Raw genomic sequence first — 16,760 nt, forward strand, 5'->3', positions numbered from 1 at the left:
CGTTCCGCTCATACCGCCGGCTCCTCCTCGGTGCTCGCCAGGATCTCCGCGATGTGCACCGGCCGCATGTCAGTGCCGGTCCGGGTCATCGTGCCGTTCCGCTCATACCGCCGGCTCCTCCTCGGTGCTCGCCAGGATCTCCGCGATGTGCACCGGCCGCATGTCCGTTCCGGTCCGGGTCATCGTGCCGTTCCGCTCATACCGCCGGCTCCTCCTCGGTGCTCGCCAGGATCTCCGCGATGTGCACCGGCCGCATGTCAGTGCCGGTCCGGGTCATCGTGCCGCCGATGTGCATCAGACAGGAGTTGTCGGCCGCGCACAGCACCTCGGCACCCGTCGACTCGGCGTTGCGCACCTTGTCCGCGCCCATCGCCGACGAGACGTCGGAGTTCTTCAGGGCGAAGGTGCCGCCGAAACCACAGCATTCGTCGGCACCGGGCAGCTCGACCAGCTCCAGCCCCTTCACGGCCTGGAGCAGCCTTCGGGGACGGTCGCCCAGTCCCAGCCCGCGCAGCCCGTGGCAGGCCGGGTGGTAGGTGACCTTGTGCGGGTAGTACGCGCCGACGTCCGTGACCCCGAGCACGTCCACCAGGAACTCCGTGAGCTCGTACGTCTTGCGGACGACGGGTGCCAGGGTGGTCGCGAGGGTGTCCCCGCGCCCCTCCGCCCGGGCCCGCTCACCCATCCGCGGATAGAGCTCCCGCACCATCGCACCGCACGACCCGGACGGGGTCACGATCGCCTCGTACTCCCCGAAGACATCGGAGAAATGCCGGGCGAGCGGCTCCGCCTCATGCCGGTAGCCGGTGTTGTAGTGGGCCTGCCCGCAGCAGGTCTGGGTCATCGGGAAGTCGACCTCGACGTCCAGCCTGGTCAGCAGTTTCACCACGGCGCGCCCGGTGTCCGGATAGAGCGTGTCGTCGACACAGGTCAGGAACAGGGCGACACGCATCGCGGCTCCTTGTGGTCGGTCATCGGATGAGTGAAGCGTAGTCGTGGGACGCGGCCCGGGGGAGTCCCCCCTCACGTCCCGGCGAGCCGGGCCCGTGCGGCGCGCTTCCTCGACCGCCTTTCGGTGGGCAACGGCGGGCGATGCGCGATCGTCGGCTACGACGACATCGAGCTCCCCGGCCGCCGGCTGAAAGAGCCGAAGCACGAGCCCCGGTGGGTGGTGCTCCAGCCGGGCCCGCCGTGCGCCGCTCCGGCCTGTCGGCCCGCTGACCGCGCATTCAGTACGATTTCCTGATCCAGGGGTCGGTGCCCGGAGAAACATGTGCTGAACTGGGACGCGGCCAGCAATCCGTCCGTCCCGGGAGCCCTGTTGACCTTCACCTACCGTCAGCCCGGCGTCGTCCTCACCGACCGTCACTTCACCGTCCCGCTTGACCACGACGAACCGGCGGGGGAGGCGATCGGGCTCTACGGCCGCGAGGTCGTCGCGAGCGACAAGGCGGACCGGGACCTCCCGTGGCTGGTCTACCTCCAGGGCGGCCCCGGCTTCGGCGCCCACCGTTTCGTCGGCAGGCAGTCCTGGCTCGACCGCGCCCTCGGCGAGTACCGCGTCCTGCTCCTCGACCAGCGCGGCACCGGCCACTCCACCCCCGCCAGCCGTCAGACGCTCCCGCTGCGCGGCGGCCCCGCCGAACAGGCCGGACTACCTCGCCCTCTTCCGCGCCGACGCGATCGTGCGGGACTGCGAGGCGATCCGCGCCGAGGTCACCGGCGGCGGCCCCTGGACCGTCCTCGGCCAGAGCTTCGGCGGCTTCTGCACCGTGCACTACCTGTCCACCGCCCCCGAGGGCATGGCCGCCGCCGCGATCACCGGGGGCCTGCCCTCCCTCGACGCCCACGCCGACGACGTCTACCGGGCGGCGTACCCCCGCATCGAGCGCAAGGTCACCGAGCACTACGCGCGGTACCCGCAGGACGTCGAGCGCGCGCGGCGGATCGCCGAGTACGTGCTGCACCACGAGCCCGTCCTGCCGAACGGCTACCGCCTCACCGCCGAGGCCTTCCAGTCCCTCGGTATCGTCCTCGGCGCCGGCGAGGGCAGCCATCGCCTGCACTACCTGCTGGAACACGCCTTCGTCCGCACAGCGCGGGGATCCGTCCTCTCCGACGCCTTCCAGGAGGAGGTGCAGGGCCTCCTGTCCTACGCGGGCCACCCTCTGTACGCCCTCGTCCACGAGGCGATCTACGGCCAGGACGAGCGGCCCACCGCCTGGTCGGCCGAACGCGTCCGCGCCGAGTTCCCGCAGTTCGACGCCGCGAAGGCCCTCGCGGCCGACGGCCCGCTGCTGTTCACCGGCGAGTCGATCCACCCCTGGATGTTCGACTGCGACCCGGCCCTGCGCCCCCTGCGCGAGACCGCGGCACTGCTCGCCGCCCGCACCGACTGGAAGCCCCTGTACGACCCCGCCCGCCTCGCCGCCAACGAGGTGCCGGTAGCGGCGGCCGTCTACCACGACGACATGTACGTCGACACCGCCCACTCCCTCGAAACCGCCCGGACGATCCGCGGCCTGCGCACCTGGGTCACCAACGAGTTCGAACACGACGGCGTGCGGGCCGGCGGCCCCCGGGTCCTCGACCGGCTGCTGGCGATGACGCGGGACGAGGCGTGACGTCACAGGCCGCGGCCGGGACCGCGGGTCCTTGGCCGACGCGGCACTAGTCTGCGGACATGACCGAGCCGCGGATCACCCAACTCCAGCCCATGCCCGACGACTGGCGGCGCGCCCTCGCGGTCGTGGCACACCCCGACGACCTCGAGTACGGCTGCTCGGCGGCGATCGCCGCCTGGACCGACGCAGGCCGCGAGGTCGCGTACGTCCTGGCGACGCGCGGCGAAGCGGGCATCGACACGCTGGAGCCGGCGGAGTGCGGCCCGCTACGGGAGCAGGAGCAGCGGGCGAGCGCGGCCGTGGTGGGGGTGTCGGCCGTGGAGTTCCTCGACCGCAAGGACGGTGTGATCGAGTACGGCACCGCCCTGCGCCGCGACATCGCCGCCGCGATCCGCCGCCACCGGCCCGAACTGGTCATCACCCTCAACCATCGGGACACCTGGGGAGGCGTCGCCTGGAACACCCCGGACCACGTGGCGGTGGGACGTGCCACGCTGGACGCGGCCGGGGACGCCGGCAACCGCTGGATCTTCCCGGAACTCGTGGAACAGGGCCTGGAACCCTGGAACGGCGTCCGCTGGGTCGCCGTCGCCGGCTCCAGCACGCCGACGCACGCCGTGGACGCCACGGCCGGTCTGGAGCGTGCGGTGCGTTCGCTGCTCGAACACCGCACGTACATCGAGGCGTTGACGAACGAGGACCCGGAGACGTATGCCCGGGGATTCCTGACCACGGTCGCCGAGCGGACGGCGGAGCGGTTCGGGGGCAGGCCGGCGGTGGCGTTCGAGGTGTTCGGGCGGTGACTCCGCCTCGCCGCGCTCCGCTCGGCACGCCGGTCGCGCCCTGACCCGGCATGCCGCGGGTCTGGCGCGCCGTACGGGCGCGGGTGTGTCATGACCCTGACATCTCAGGGCTCCGACATCATCCGGACCGAAAGGAAACCTGTGCGCATGCCCCGTCTGCGCGTCCTGTGCGGGACCGCCGCCCTCGCCCTCACCCTGCCCGTACTGTCCCCGGGAGAGGCCGTCGCGGCGGTCCCCACCTACGCGGTCTACCTGCAGAACCGTGCCACCGGCCAGAACGCGGCCGACAGCGGCGGCACGGTCGCCCAGCACAGTCCCAAGGGCAACGAGGACCACCAGCAATGGATCCCCGTCACGGTCACCGGCGGGCACCAGCTGCAGAACGCCGACGAGTCCGGGACCTGCCTCGGTCGCAGCGGCACCGCGGCGGTGACCGCGGCCTGCGGCGCCGACGGCACCACGTGGACGATCACCTCGGCCGGGGACGACACCTACACCGTCGGCGTTCCCGGGACGTCCCAGTACCTCACCGGCGTCGCCGACTCCACGGCCGTGCAGCTCGGTTCGGGCGGTGACCTCGCCCGCTGGTACCTCACACCGGCCGACCACGCCACGACGGCCATGCCGTCCGCCGACACCCGGACGCTGGACCAGGTCACGTTCCTCACCGCGCACAACGCCTTCGCCAACGGCGCCGACGGCAGCTTCGCCTCGTTCCCGGTCAGCCTCTTCCCCAACCAGGCGCGCGGCATCAGCCGGCAACTGACCGACGGCGTACGCGGGTTCATGCTCGACACCTACACCGTCGCGGGGCGGGCCGTGCTCTGCCACAACAGCTGCAGCGGCGTGAGCGGCCCGGTACCGCTCGCCACCGACCTGCAACGCATCGTCGACTTCCTCAAGGCCGCCCCGGGGCAGTTCGCCACCGTGTTCCTGGAGGACTACGTCTCCTCCGACGTCCTCAAGTCGTCCCTCGCCTCCGTGAGCGGCCTCGGCGACGTCCTCTACCGGCCCGACCGGGAAGGGGTGGCCGCCAAGGGCTGGCCGGCCATGGCCGACCTCGCCGCCCGCGGCAAGCAGCTGCTGATCTTCAGCGACCGCACCCGCGCCGGTGACGTCGCGAGCGGCTGGGCCACCCGTGACACGTTCGGCGTGATGTACCAGCGGGAGTGGACCGTCGAGAACCACTGGTCGATGGGGTCGGGCATCGGTTCCTCCGACTGGTCCTGCCACAGCCGCTGGGGCACCTCACGGCCGCTGACGACGGACTCGGCCGTCTTCCACCCGCTGTTCGTGATGAACCACTTCCGTGACGCCACGATCGGCGCGACCGTCACCAACGACAACGGCAAACTCCAGAACCGCGCGCAGAGGTTCTGCACTCCGGCGGCCCGAAAGAAGCCCAACTTCCTCGCCGTGGACCGCTACGACCTGGGCACCCCGGCACCGCTCACCACCGTGAGCACACTCAACACCTACATCCTCGCGCCGGGCCAGTAGGGACGCGGCGAGCGGAGCGCACCGCCCCTTCGCCTCAGGCGACGACGGCCGGCGGGCCGAGGGCGCGGTGCGGGCTCACCACCCTGAGGAGGCGCCCACAGGACCGGAGACTCACCGGTGAGTCTCCGGTTCCGGCACGTCAGTAGGCTTGACGCCATGCGAGACCACACGACCGACCGGGCCGGCCTGCGCGGCGACTGTGCGCAGTGCTTCGGACTGTGCTGCGTCGCCCTGCCCTTCGCCGCCTCCGCCGACTTCGCGATAGGCAAGGACGCCGGCACGCCCTGCCCGAACCTGCGGGACGACCACCGCTGCGGCATCCACGCGAAGCTGCGGCAGAAAGGATTCAACGGCTGCACGGTCTACGACTGCTTCGGCGCGGGGCAGCAGGTCTCGCAGGTCACGTTCGGCGGAGAGGACTGGCGTAGCGGTCCGCGTGAACACGCCCGCCTCATGTTCGACGTCTTCCCGGTCGTCCGGCAGCTGCACGAGCTGCTCTGGTACCTCACCGAGGCGCTCACCCTGCCCGCTGCCCGCCCGGTCCACGCCGACCTGCGCCGGGCCCTGGACCAGACCGAACGGCTCACCCGCCAGACCCCTGAGGAACTCGTCGCGTTGGACGTGGGCGCCCACCGGCAGGAGGTCAACGTGCTCCTGCTGAGAACCAGCGAGCTGGTGCGGGCGGGAGCCCGTGGGCGCGGGAAGAACCGCCGGAACGCGGATCTGATCGGCGCCCGCCTCAAGGGAGCCGACCTCCGTGGCGCCAATCTCCGCGGCGCCTACCTCATCGCCGCCGACCTCACCGGCGCCGACCTGCGCGGCGCGGACCTCATCGGTGCCGACCTGCGGGACGCCGACCTCACGGACGCCGACCTGACCGGCGCCTTCTTCCTGACCCAGCCCCAGCTGAACGCGGCCGGCGGCAGCGCCGGCACCAGGCTGCCGAAGTCACTCACCCGCCCCGTGCACTGGGCAGTGCAGCTCTGACGGCTGTTCCTCCCCGGTAGATGCGGTAGATGCGGTCGATGCGGTCGATGCGGTCGAGGTCGACCCGGCGGCCGACGCGCCCGGAGCGGCGGCCCGCCTGCGATCCAGATGCAAGCGCAGCCCCTCCGGCATCAGCGTCAGCCGCTCGGTCACCCGCAGCCGGTAGCCGGGCTCGGCGCACAGCTCGTAGCGGCGCAGCAGCAGGCCGAGCACCAGCGTCGCCTCGTGCAGCGCGAACTGCCGTCCGATGCAGGCCCGCGCCCCGGTGCCGAACGGCTTGAAGGTGTGCGGGGGCCGGGACCGTACTGCCCTCGGGTCGAAGCGGTCCGGGTCGAACCGATCCGCGTCGGGGCCCCAGACGCCCGGATCGCGCTGCAGCATCGGCGTGAGGACCAGCGTCCAGGCACCCCGCCGCATCGGGTGGTCCCCGGCCAGCACGGTGTCCCGGCGGGCCTCCCGGGCGAAGGCCGGTGCGGTCGGCCACAGCCGCAGCGTCTCGTCGAGGACCCGGCGCACGTACCGCAGCCTGGCCACCTGGTCGTAGCCGGGCGACGGTGTGTCGCCCCAGACGCGGTCCACCTCGGCGCGGGCACGGGCGGCGACGTCGGGGTGCCGGGAGAGGTGGTGCAGGGCGAAGGAGAGCGCGCCCGAGGTGGTCTCGTGGCCCGCCACCAGGAAGGTGATGACCTGGCGGCGGACGTTCTCCGGCGACAGCCGCTCCCCGGTCTCCGGATGGGCCGTGTCCAGCATCCGGTCCAGCAGGTCCCCGTCCCCGGTCGCCGTGCGGCGTGCCCGGACCAGGCCGTCCACGGTGCTGTTGAGGTGGGCGATGTCGGCCTCGTTGCGGCGTGCGGCCCTGCGCAGCAGCAGCGGTGAGGGCACGGTGTTCAGCCGCTGGGCGTAGGTCAGTGTGCCCACCATCGCCGTGACGAACGGGTGCGGGCGGGTGCGCTCGAAGGAGCCGAAGTCGTGTCCGAAGCCGGTCCGAGCGATCGTCTCCAGGGTCAGTTTGGTCATGTCGCCGGGCACGTCCACCGGGCGGCCCGCCGCGAGCGCCCGGTCCCAGTGGCCGGTGAGGCGCTCGGCCACGGCGAGCATCATCGGGTGGTAGGCCTCCATGGCCTCGCGGCTGAAGCCCGGCGCCAGGACGTGGTGCGCCAGCTGCCAGTTGCGCTCGTGGTTGTACGCCGTGAACAGGCCGTCCCCGGCGAGAGGCCGCAGATTGGCGACGCCGAGCCCCACGTGTTTGGCGAACCGCGTCTCGTCCGCCAGGTCGGCCACGAGATCGGGTCCCCACACGAACACGAACTCCCGGCCGAAGGCCCTGCGCCGGAAGATCGGGCCCAGCTGCCGGGCGTACCGGAGGGAGTCCTGCAGGGGGGTGCGCCTGCTCGCGCCGAGGACGTCGCCGAGGAAGGGGAGCCGGTGCGGCGGATGCGGAATGCGGTGCAGTTCGGGCCAGCCCTGTTCGGCACCGCGGAATCCGCCCGGCAGGCCGGCTGCGGTCGTCGTCTCCGCCATGACGCGATCTCCCTTGATCCAGCGACACGTTGCGAGGCAGCACGTATTCCGACACGTGTTGTACGTCGGTTCAATAGCGCGTTCCAGTGTGGTCCCGTTGTTGAACCGGCGTCAAGTAAAGTGCGGGCATGGCCGCGAACCAGGGCGGGCGCACGCGCCGCCGGCTCAGCACGCAGGAGCGCAGGGAGCAGCTTCTGGCGGTCGGGGCGCGGCTGTTCTCGGAGAGCCCCTACGACGAGGTCTGGATCGAGCAGGTCGCCGAGATCGCCGGGGTCTCGCGCGGGCTGCTCTACCACTACTTCCCGACCAAGCGGGACTTCTTCGCCGCGGTCGTCGAGCGCGAGAGCGAGCGGATGCTGCGCATGACGGAGGCGGTGCCCGGGGTTCCGGTGCGCGAACAGCTCGTCGCCGGGCTCGACGCGTATCTGGAGTACGTCCAGGCGCATGCGCACGGCTACCGCGCCTTCCACCGTGCCGACGCGGCGGGGGACCGGACCGTGCGCAAGGTCTACCGGAGGGCGCTGGCCGCGCAGGAGCGGCAGATCCTGGCGGCTCTCGGCGCGGACCCCGAGTTCGGGCCGGTCTTCGAGGAACGGCCCGAGGTGCGCCTGGCCGTGCGCGGCTGGCTGGCCTTCACCACCGCCGTCTGCCTGGAGTGGCTGAGGGACCCGGGACCGACCCGGGAGGAGGTGCGCGACCTGTGCGCGCGGGCCCTGCTGGGCGTCATCGCGTAGTGGTTGCTGGTGGTCGCTCGGCACGGTCGTGCCGGTGATGCGGCAGACGCCCTGTTCCCTGTTCCTCGTTGCCCGGGCGCAGGTCGCAGGCTAGACGGTGATCACGAGCTTGCCGCGGGTCCGCCCGTCCAGCATGTGGCGGATGGCCGCGGCGACCTCGGCGAGCGGGTATTCGCGGTCGACGGCGGGTGAGACCTGGCCGGACTCGATGAGCTCACGCAGGGCCCTCAGGTCTTCGGCGTTCTCGGACGAGACGAAGGTCCCGAGCTTCTGGCCGACGAACGGAGACAGCAGCTGCGCCCGCATCTGACGGTCTGTGCCGCCGAGCCAGCGTCCGCCGGTCTCTCCTCCGACGATGACGAGCCGTCCCTTCGGGGTGAGGGTGCGGCGCAGATCCGACAGCCGGCGGTTGCCTCCGGTGTCGAGGATGACGTCGTAGCGGTCGGCGCCGTCGGCGAAGTCCGCTCGGGTGTAGTCGATGACATGCCCGGCGCCGAGGCCGCGGACCATGTCCGTCTTCGGGGTACTGCACACCGCCGTCACCTCGGCTCCGTAGGCCTTCGCGATCTGCACGGCGAAGGTGCCCACTCCTCCCGACGCGCCGACGATCAGCACCTTCTGTCCCGCCCGGACTCCTCCCTGGTCACGAACGGCCTGGAGCGCGGTGAGGCCGGAGACGGGTACGGCGGCAGCCTCGCCGAAGGAGAGGTTCGCCGGCTTGGCGGAGAGCTTGTCGGCGCGGACGCGCGCGTACTCGGCGAACGAGCCGCTGCAGATGCCGAACACCTCGTCACCCGGCTTGACGCCGCTCACGTCGGCGCCGACGGCTTCGACCGTTCCGGCGAGGCTGCGGCCCGGGTTGGCGTACTTCGGCCGGCGGACGCCGAACCCCGCCAGCCGGATGGGATAGGGCAGGCCGGCCATCACATGCCAGGTGCCCCTGTCCACGCTGGCCGCGTGCACCTTCACCAGGACCTCGCCACGCCCGGCCACGGGCCTGCCGACCTCCGCGAGCCGCAGGACGTCCTCGGGTGCCGGTCCGTACCGGTCCTGCACGATCGACTTCATGGTCTCCGCCCGGGCGGCCGCAGCAGCCGGCCGTGCCGAGTTGTCGAGCTGCTTGTGCTGCATGGCGAAACTCCTGGTCCTTCGACGATCCTTACGTCGTAAGGTTCGTCCTTACTGGGTAAGGTTGTCAAGGTCGACGACGGGAGGACACGCATGACCCCGCGGACCGGGCGCGATCGAGCACCCCGCATTCCGCTCAGCCGCCAGAAAGTGCTGCACGCCGCTGTCGCCCTGGCCGACGAGAGCGGGCTCGATGCGCTGACGATGCGCAAGCTCGGCGAGGCGGTCGGGGTCGAGGCGATGTCGCTCTACACGCACGTGGCCAACAAGGAAGATCTCCTCAACGGCATGATCGACGTGGTGTTCGGCGAGATCGATCTGCCGTCCGGTGAGGACGACTGGAAGACGGCGATGCGCCTGCGTGCGATCTCGGTCCGCCGGGTCCTGTCCCGGCATCCATGGGCGATCGGTCTGATGGAGTCCCGTCGCTCACCCGGTCCGGCGACACTGCGGCATCACGACGCCGTCCTCGGGTGCCTTCGCAAGGCCGGCTTCACCGTCGCCTTGACGGCGCACGCGTACTCGGCCCTCGACAGCTACATCTACGGGTTCGCGCTGCAGGAGAGCAGCCTGCCGTTCGACACTCCCGCCGAGACCGCGGAGCTGGCTCAGGCCATCCTGACGCAGGCCCCGGCCGACCGGTACCCGCACCTGGCCGAGCTGACGACCGAGCATGTACTCCGCCCCGGCTACGACTACGGCGACGAGTTCGAATTCGGGCTGGACCTGATCCTCGACGGGCTCGAAAGGGCCGGCGGAAAGGAAGGCCTGCCGACCATGGTTGGCGTACACCCCGATCTTCGGTAAGTTAGGCAAGGCTTACCTAAGGAGGTACGGGATGGGTGACAGCCAGACCTGGACGGCCGCGCCTGCCGCAGCGGAACAGGCCCGCTCGGTGCTCGCCGCCGCCTGGTCCTGCGCGGTGACGGCGGAAGGCGGCCGCGAGGAGCTCGTCGGGGCGCACAGTGTGACCGAGGACGGCCGGGTGCTGCTGCACGTGCCGGAGGACAGCGCCCTGCTCGCGGCCGCGATCTGCGCACCCCGCGGCGAGCCGTCCGCCGTCCTGGAGTTCGCCGACGTCGCGCCCGTCCCCGTACGCAACCGGATCCGCGCCCGGCTCTGGCTGGCCGGATGGTTCGCCCCCGAGGACGGCCGTCCGGCGTTCCGGGCCACCCGGGTGGTGCTGCGCCGGCCGTCGGGCGCCGTGGTCGTCGACCTCGACGAGTACGCCGCCGCGCACCCCGACCCGCTGGCCCTGGCCGAGTCCCGGCTGCTGACCCACCTCGCCGACTGCCACTCGGACGCGGTCGAGCGGCTCACGCGCCTCGTCGACTCCGACAGCCTGCACGGCGCGGTGCGCGTCCAGCCCCTCGCCGTCGACCGGCACGGGCTGACGCTGCGGATCGAGCGGGCCCGGGCCCACGGCGACGTACGGCTGCCGTTCCACGCGCCCGCCGGCGACGTCGCGCAGCTCACGGAACGCATGCACGTCCTGCTCGAACAGGCGGGCGCGGCCTCCTGCCCGCGTGCCCTACAGCGGCAGCGCACAGACGGCGGTCGGTGACGCGAACGGCTTGCCCGCGAGCCGCAGTCCGCCGCTCTCGCGGTCCACGTGGAACACGCTGACGGTGCCGGACCTCTGGTTCGCGGCGAACAGCAGCGCCCCGTCCGGCGAGAAGGAGATCTGCCGCGGGAAGTCACCGGCCACCGGCACCGTGTCCAGCAGTCTGAGCCCCGCCCCGTCGGCCTCCACCGCGTACCGGGTCAGGCTGTTGTCACCCCGGTTGGCGAGGTAGGCGTACGAGCCGTCCGAGGTCACGAGGAGTTGCGCCGGGTAGCTGGTGCCCGAACCCGTGCCCGTGGACTGCGGCCTGCCGATGGTCAGGCGGCCGGTGCCCGGCGCGTAGGCGCATACCGCCACCGTGTTGTCGGCCTCGTTGGCCAGATACGCGTACCGCCCGCCCGGGTGGAAGGTGAGGTGACGCGGCCCCGCACCCGGCCGGGTGTGCGCCTGGGCGGCTTCGGTGAGGGTGCCCTTGCGCTCGTCGAGACGGTAGGAGTAGACGGTGTCCGTGCCCAGGTCGACGGCGAGCACGTGCCCGCCGTCCGGACTCGTGACGAACTGGTGGGCGTGCGGTCCCTGTTGCCCGGGCCCGGGCCGCGGACTGGAGTGGATGACCAGGTCGGTGCGCTCGCCGAGCGAGCCCGAGGCGCCGATCGGGTGCACGGCCACGCTGCCTGACCCGTAGTTCGCGCTGAGCAGCCACCGCCCGCCCGGATGCACGGACAGATGGCAGGGACCCGATCCGCCTGTGCTGCGGGCGCCGAGGACCTCGCGGTCGGACAGCCGGACGGCGGTCACTGCGCCGTTCTCGCGCTCGTTCACCGCGTACAGCGTGCGGCCGTCGGGATGCACCGCGAGATACGACGGGTCCTCGATGCCGGTGAGCGTGCCGGTCCCGGTGACACGACCGGACTCGATGTCGTACGTGGCGAGACCGATGCCCTTGCCGCCGCCCTCGGCGGAGGTGTAGGTGCCGACGCAGAGCGGGCGGGCGCGGGAAGGCTGCCCGCTCGGCGGCCCCGGCGCGGTCGTGGTGTCCGCGGGCGTCCGGGACGCGCTCGCCGTTTCCGCGGGCGTCTGCGGGGTGGGGCCGGGCGCGGACGTGGAGGACACACAGGCCGGGAGCGCCGACATCGTGGCCGCTCCCGCCAGAGCGCCGACGAAACGGCGTCTGTCCCAGCCGCCGGGCGACGCTGGTGCCCCACTGCTCATGTCCGTACCTCAGGTGATCGGCTCCCCCGGTCGTACCAGCCACCCTGGCGCGCTCCACCCGCCGCACGCAAGCACCACTCTTCCCGTCGCGCAGCGAGCAGCGGCCCGCCGGCGGCTACCAGTCCCCGTCCTCGACCGGCTTGCCCGGCGCGTCCTTGAGCGGGGTCACCTGGTGCGGCGCCGGGTCCTGCCAGGGTTCGTGGTCGTCACCGAGCCAGTCGCCGACCGGCTGTACCGCCTCGAGCGCGTCCGTGGGTGCGAGATCCTGCCCGTCCTGGTCGTAGTAGTCGTACCAGGGCAGCCCCGCGCGGGTGTAGGCCGCGCGGTCCACCGGGGACGCAGGGGGCGCCTCGCCCGTGATCCGGCGCCACTCCGGAGGCGTCACCAGGTGCACGAAGACCCGGCCGGCGGGTTCCTTCGCCCAGTGCTTCAGGGGCCGGTCGTCCTCGTAGACCTCTTGGCGCATCGAACCGCCCACGCCGAGTCCCATGGCCGCGGCGGCCCGGGGCGGGCTCGCGGGAGCGGCGGCCGGCGCCTGGGCCGCGCCGGGAGCCGGCGGGGCCGCCATGGGCAGTGCGGCGCCGTACCCTCCGGCCGTCTTCACCGACCGCAGTTCCGCACGGCGCCTCTCCTCCTCGCGCCAACGGGTCAGTTCGCGGTCGTTGAGCGGGAACGACTGCAGTTGTACACCGCCCCAGACCTCCTCGCCGGTGACCTGGCCCTCGACTGTCGCGCCCAGTCCCAGCGGCACCGCGACGAACTGACGGACGGTCCCCTTGCCGGAGTTGATGCCGTCCAGCCACGGCTGGCGCGGCAGCACGACGTAGTTCTGCGGCTTGCGGGACAGCCGGCTGCTCCACGGCCTGCCCGAGACCGCACACACCTTGCCCACCCCGACCTGCAGCGCGGCCGGCTCCGTCGTGCCCGAGAAGCTCAGCCACATCGCCTCGCGCAGATACACCGGCAGCATCACGCCGCCGCGCGCCCGCCATGCCTCGGGCACCGTGTCCGGGTAGTCCGCGACCCGGCGCACGGGGAACTCGCCGAGCCCCGGCGGCAGCGGATGTGTGCCCGTCTCTGGAAGGCGCAGCGTACGGACGAACCGCACCGCCACACCGCCCGGCAGCCGCAGCGTGTTCCCGTCGATCCGCACGGTGGTGCCGTCCATACGCCCCGCCCCCTTCGTCCCCCTCGATGACTACGTCACCTAGAACGACGGGCGGCCACCGCGCGGTTCCGGCGCAGCCGCTCCGGGACACGCGCCCTCTCCCGCAGCCGGGTCAGCCGGGGCATCCGCTCGCGCTGCTCACGGCTGACCCGGTCCAGCTCCTCCAGGAGCCGGCGCGAGCGGTGCTCGGTGTCGAGCTCGTCGAGGATGCGGTTGACCTCCGTCAGCACGGCGCCGTGCAGCTGCCACTGACGGACGTCGCGCCGCACCTCCTCCAGGAGCAGCATGGCCAGCTTGTCGCGGGTGGCCGCGGCCTGCCGCAGCTCGGTGGAGAGCCGCTCCTCCGCCGACTCCGCGCTCAGACTGACATGGGTGGTGACGAGCACCGCGAAGCTGACCACCGCGTCGGCGATCTCGGACAGCAGCTGCTCCACGGCGGCGCCCGTCTCCGCCGCGAACAGCGGCTCGTGGTCGCGTTCCTTCGCGAGGTCGGTGAAGGTGCGTGCGAGCACGCGCAGGACGACCGTGCAGATCTCCAGCGTGTCCAGGCCGGTGCGCAGCACCACCCGGTGCAGTACGGCCTCGCGGACGCGCGGGTTGAGCCGCAGGCTGTCCTCCGCCTGCCGCAGTGCCGCGTCCACCTCCACGATGTCGTGGTCGAGACGGCGTGCCTCGTGCAGCCGGGCCGCCGCCTGCTCGACGGGCGTGCGGCCCGCGGCCTCCTCGCCCATGCTCAGCATCAGCTGCCGCAGCCGACGGGCGAGCCCGTCGATCGACTCGCCGGCCTCGTCCACCCACACCGGAGGGGCCAGCAGCAGATTGCAGCCGAGCCCGACGACCGCGCCGATCAGCGTCTCCACGACCCGCGCCCAGGCCGTGTCCCCGACGGTGGTGACCCCGAGCACCAGCATCGCGCTGATCGCCACCTCGGGCACGTACTCGTCGACCCGCACCAGGTGGCCGACGGCCAGGGAGGCGACGATCAGCAGGGCGAGACTCCACCAGGTCAGGCCCACGAGCAGGCTGAAGGCGATGGCGACGAGGACGCCGGCGACCACCGAGTTCACCCGGCGGATGCCGTTGGTGAGCGTGGAGTAGAGGGTGACCTGGACGACCAGCAGCGCGGTCAGCGGCGCGGTGAGCGGCGCCGCCTCGGGGCTCAGGCGCAGCGCGATGACGTAAGCGAGCGACGCCGCGACCGCCGATCGCAGCGTCTGGACCACGACGGGGTCCCGGTGCAGCTTCACGAAGCGCACGGGGGACGCCGCCCACTCACGAACATCTCGCATCCTTGGGCCGACCTCTTCCACAGACGCACAGGCGGTACTCATCGAGGACCATAACTGTCCGCAAGCAAGCCTAGATTGTTCCCGTCAGCCGGAGCCGTCCGGACACCGGCAGGAGCCGTCCGGACACCGGCAGGAGGGGGCGGTCACGGCGCACACCCACGGCATCGAGATTCTCACGCAGTCGCACGCCTCTCTGGCCGACGTCGTCGCGGCCGTCCCGCGGGAGGCGTGGGGAGCGCCGACGCCGTGCGACGAGTGGACGGTACGACAGGTCCTCAACCATGCGCGCGTCGAACACCCCGACCGGCTCCTCGCCGCTCGCATCGAGCACCGCGGCGATCCGCGCCAGGGGCATCCTGTCCCGCGCGACAGCGCGATGCGGCGGGCCCGCTCGACCTGAGCGGGCGCCGCGCTGACGTTTCGCCGGTCACCGCGGAGGTACTCGCGTGTCGCCACCCGAGGAGAAGGGAGTACGCCGTGCCCGAGCAGCGCCCCGAAGGACCCGGCGAGAACGGCACACCCCTACCGCGGGACCTGCCCGACCAGCAGGCCGGCGAGGGCGAGGACCCCTGGGACGCCGACACCTCCGATGCCGCCGCGCAGGAGGAGGGCGAGCCCGCCGACGACGTGCCCGACACCGACGAGGCCGGCAGCGGCCCCCAGGGGGCGCCCCAGCCGGGCGCCGTGAACCCCGAGCAGCCCGTACCGGACGAGCCCTCCGCCTGACCCCGACCGGGAGCCGCCAGGGGCATGGCCGACCCGGTCCGCCCCCTGCCCGTCCACCGTCAGCTCACCCGTTCCGGCCGGAACGGCCGGGCAGTGCCGCGGAATCCCCGCCCACCGGGCGGCTGCGACCGTGCCGAGCGGGCGGCGGACGGGGCGGCGGACGGGGTGGAGCTGCGCCATCGGGTGACCCCGCCTCGCCGGTCAGCCGCGGCCCCCTGTGGCCCCAGGGTTTGTGCCCCAAGGGTTCGGCGACCCTCCGGCCGACCACGGGCCTCGCCCGGCCGTCAGCCGTTACGAGGCAGCCGTTACACGTGGGCGGCCCTGCCGTGGCCGACTCCGTCGTACGGACGATCGGCCCTTGGGCGCGGGCGTCAGCTTGCCTTGCGGCCCCGCAGCGGCTCCGTCTCCGCGCCCTCGCCCCGCTGCAGCCCCTGCAGGAACTCCTGCAGCACCTCGGTCGCCGTCTGCTGCGCGTGCCAGCCCAGCTCGGTACGGGCGCGCGTGCAGTCCATCAGGGGCAGCCTGAGGACGGCGTCGAAGAGATGGGGTGAGGCCGGCAGCAGACGCAGGCCCCATGCCGCGGCGATCGCCGAGCGTGCCGCCGTACGGGGCAGCCTTACCGTGCGGGCGTCGAGCATCTCGCTCAGCATCTCCGCGTCCACCGGCGGCTCGGCGGCCAAGTTGAAGGCGCCGCGGGCGTCGGAGTGCACCGCGAGACGGTACGCCTCGGCCGCGTCGTCGGTGTGCAGCGCCTGCACTCGCAGTCCCGGGATGTCCGGCAGGAAGGGCAGCAGCTCCGGACGCGCCAGCGGGCCCGGCAGGAAGCGTCCGCCGAAGATACGGCGCTGCTCACTCGCCGACTCCCGCTTGAAGAGGAAGGCGGGCCGCATCCGCACCACCCGGACGTCGGGGTGCTCGCGCTCGAAGGTGTCCAGCGCGCGCTCCAGATAGGCCTTCTCCCGGCAGTAGGCCGCGTCCGGCCAGCCGTGCGTGGGCCACGACTCGTCCACCGCGTGCTCCTTGGGCCCGGGCGAATACGCGCCGACCGACGATGCGTGCACCAGCGCCGGTACACCGGCCGCCGCCACCGCGTCGAACACCCGGATGGAACCGAGGACGTTGGTGCGCCAGGTCACCGCCGGATCGTGCGTCGGCTGGAACGCCCAGGCGAGATGAATCACCGCGTCGGCGCCTGTGAACTCGCCCACGAGATCGGCTGTTTCGGACGCCAGGTCGACCGAGGACCATTCCGTCTTCGGAGGCGACCACTCGGGCGTCCGGCGGGCCAGCCCCAGCACGGACCCGACCTCAGGGTCCTCGGAGAGGAGCCGCACGACGCTGGTGCCGACGTTGCCGGTGGCGCCCGTGACCACGATCCTGCTGGCTGTTGTGCTGCTCATGACCGACTCCTCTCGGGCGGTACTGGGCGGGAGGCCCGAGTACCCGGCCGGAGAGGATGCACGCGCTTCGTGCGTGCGGGCATATGGCCGCGCATCGGGCCTGA

The 16,760-nt window shown here is 72.4% G+C and carries 15 protein-coding genes and 2 pseudogenes; 9 read left to right on the plus strand and 8 right to left on the minus strand.

The annotated features are described in order from the left end of the window. Positions 1-8 precede the first annotated feature (8 nt). Positions 9-95: pseudogene (locus tag ACZ562_RS14440) on the minus strand ((Fe-S)-binding protein); the annotation flags it as partial. A gap of 101 nt (positions 96-196) precedes the next feature. Next, complete coding sequence (locus ACZ562_RS14445) at positions 197-952, minus strand: (Fe-S)-binding protein (RefSeq protein ID WP_471177968.1); 756 nt, start codon at positions 950-952, stop codon at positions 197-199. A gap of 369 nt (positions 953-1,321) precedes the next feature. Here ACZ562_RS14445 and ACZ562_RS14450 point away from each other — a divergent pair. From ACZ562_RS14450 to ACZ562_RS14465, 4 genes and pseudogenes are all read left to right on the plus strand, one after another. Next, positions 1,322-2,624 (plus strand): annotated as a pseudogene (locus tag ACZ562_RS14450) (alpha/beta fold hydrolase). A gap of 59 nt (positions 2,625-2,683) precedes the next feature. After that, on the plus strand, positions 2,684-3,427 hold the full coding sequence (locus ACZ562_RS14455; RefSeq protein WP_471177970.1) for a PIG-L deacetylase family protein: 744 nt from the start codon (positions 2,684-2,686) through the stop codon (positions 3,425-3,427). Between the two features lie 147 nt (positions 3,428-3,574). Continuing rightward, entirely contained in the window at positions 3,575-4,927 is a 1,353-nt protein-coding gene (locus ACZ562_RS14460) for an RICIN domain-containing protein (RefSeq protein WP_471177973.1), read from the plus strand. Positions 4,928-5,083: 156 nt separating this feature from the next. Next, positions 5,084-5,914: a pentapeptide repeat-containing protein gene (locus tag ACZ562_RS14465; protein WP_471177975.1), complete on the plus strand. Its 831-nt coding sequence runs from the start codon at positions 5,084-5,086 to the stop codon at positions 5,912-5,914. Here the strand turns inward: ACZ562_RS14465 and ACZ562_RS14470 are convergent. Then, positions 5,876-7,435 (minus strand): cytochrome P450, encoded by a 1,560-nt coding sequence (locus tag ACZ562_RS14470; protein WP_471177977.1) that lies wholly within the window; start codon positions 7,433-7,435, stop codon positions 5,876-5,878. The two genes, ACZ562_RS14465 and ACZ562_RS14470, sit on opposite strands and share 39 nt — an antisense overlap. A 128-nt stretch (positions 7,436-7,563) precedes the next feature. On the opposite strand from ACZ562_RS14470, the gene ACZ562_RS14475 reads away from it, so the two are divergent. Further along, positions 7,564-8,169 (plus strand): TetR/AcrR family transcriptional regulator, encoded by a 606-nt coding sequence (locus ACZ562_RS14475; RefSeq protein WP_471177979.1) that lies wholly within the window; start codon positions 7,564-7,566, stop codon positions 8,167-8,169. Between the two features lie 90 nt (positions 8,170-8,259). On the opposite strand, the gene ACZ562_RS14480 is transcribed toward ACZ562_RS14475, so the two are convergent. After that, the gene (locus tag ACZ562_RS14480; protein WP_471178795.1) at positions 8,260-9,237 is read right to left on the minus strand and encodes an NAD(P)-dependent alcohol dehydrogenase; all 978 of its coding nucleotides are present in this window, start codon (positions 9,235-9,237) and stop codon (positions 8,260-8,262) included. Positions 9,238-9,390: 153 nt separating this feature from the next. On the opposite strand from ACZ562_RS14480, the gene ACZ562_RS14485 reads away from it, so the two are divergent. Both ACZ562_RS14485 and ACZ562_RS14490 read left to right on the plus strand, forming a co-directional pair. Then, positions 9,391-10,104, plus strand: a complete 714-nt coding sequence (locus ACZ562_RS14485; protein ID WP_471177982.1) for a TetR/AcrR family transcriptional regulator — start codon at positions 9,391-9,393, stop codon at positions 10,102-10,104. 31 nt (positions 10,105-10,135) lie between these two features. Beyond that, positions 10,136-10,861, plus strand: coding sequence for a DUF2470 domain-containing protein (locus tag ACZ562_RS14490; protein WP_471177984.1), 726 nt, complete (start codon positions 10,136-10,138; stop codon positions 10,859-10,861). Here ACZ562_RS14490 and ACZ562_RS14495 read toward each other — a convergent pair. The 3 genes from ACZ562_RS14495 to ACZ562_RS14505 all read right to left on the minus strand — a co-directional run bounded on the left by ACZ562_RS14495 (position 10,829) and on the right by ACZ562_RS14505 (position 14,530). After that, on the minus strand, positions 10,829-12,073 hold the full coding sequence (locus tag ACZ562_RS14495) for a lactonase family protein (RefSeq protein WP_471177986.1): 1,245 nt from the start codon (positions 12,071-12,073) through the stop codon (positions 10,829-10,831). The two genes, ACZ562_RS14490 and ACZ562_RS14495, sit on opposite strands and share 33 nt — an antisense overlap. Positions 12,074-12,188: 115 nt before the next feature. Beyond that, positions 12,189-13,241 (minus strand): hypothetical protein, encoded by a 1,053-nt coding sequence (locus ACZ562_RS14500; protein WP_471177989.1) that lies wholly within the window; start codon positions 13,239-13,241, stop codon positions 12,189-12,191. A 35-nt stretch (positions 13,242-13,276) separates the two neighbouring features. Next, entirely contained in the window at positions 13,277-14,530 is a 1,254-nt protein-coding gene (locus tag ACZ562_RS14505; RefSeq protein ID WP_471177990.1) for an FUSC family protein, read from the minus strand. 193 nt (positions 14,531-14,723) lie between these two features. On the opposite strand from ACZ562_RS14505, the gene ACZ562_RS14510 reads away from it, so the two are divergent. Next, complete coding sequence (locus ACZ562_RS14510) at positions 14,724-14,930, plus strand: maleylpyruvate isomerase N-terminal domain-containing protein (protein WP_471178797.1); 207 nt, start codon at positions 14,724-14,726, stop codon at positions 14,928-14,930. A 77-nt stretch (positions 14,931-15,007) separates the two neighbouring features. After that, on the plus strand, positions 15,008-15,256 hold the full coding sequence (locus tag ACZ562_RS14515) for a hypothetical protein (RefSeq protein ID WP_471177993.1): 249 nt from the start codon (positions 15,008-15,010) through the stop codon (positions 15,254-15,256). Between the two features lie 371 nt (positions 15,257-15,627). Here ACZ562_RS14515 and ACZ562_RS14520 read toward each other — a convergent pair whose 3' ends face one another. Next, positions 15,628-16,656: an SDR family oxidoreductase gene (locus tag ACZ562_RS14520; protein WP_471177995.1), complete on the minus strand. Its 1,029-nt coding sequence runs from the start codon at positions 16,654-16,656 to the stop codon at positions 15,628-15,630. Positions 16,657-16,760 lie beyond the last annotated feature (104 nt).

The sequence above is a fragment of the Streptomyces sp. NPDC040410 genome, assembly GCF_055595715.1.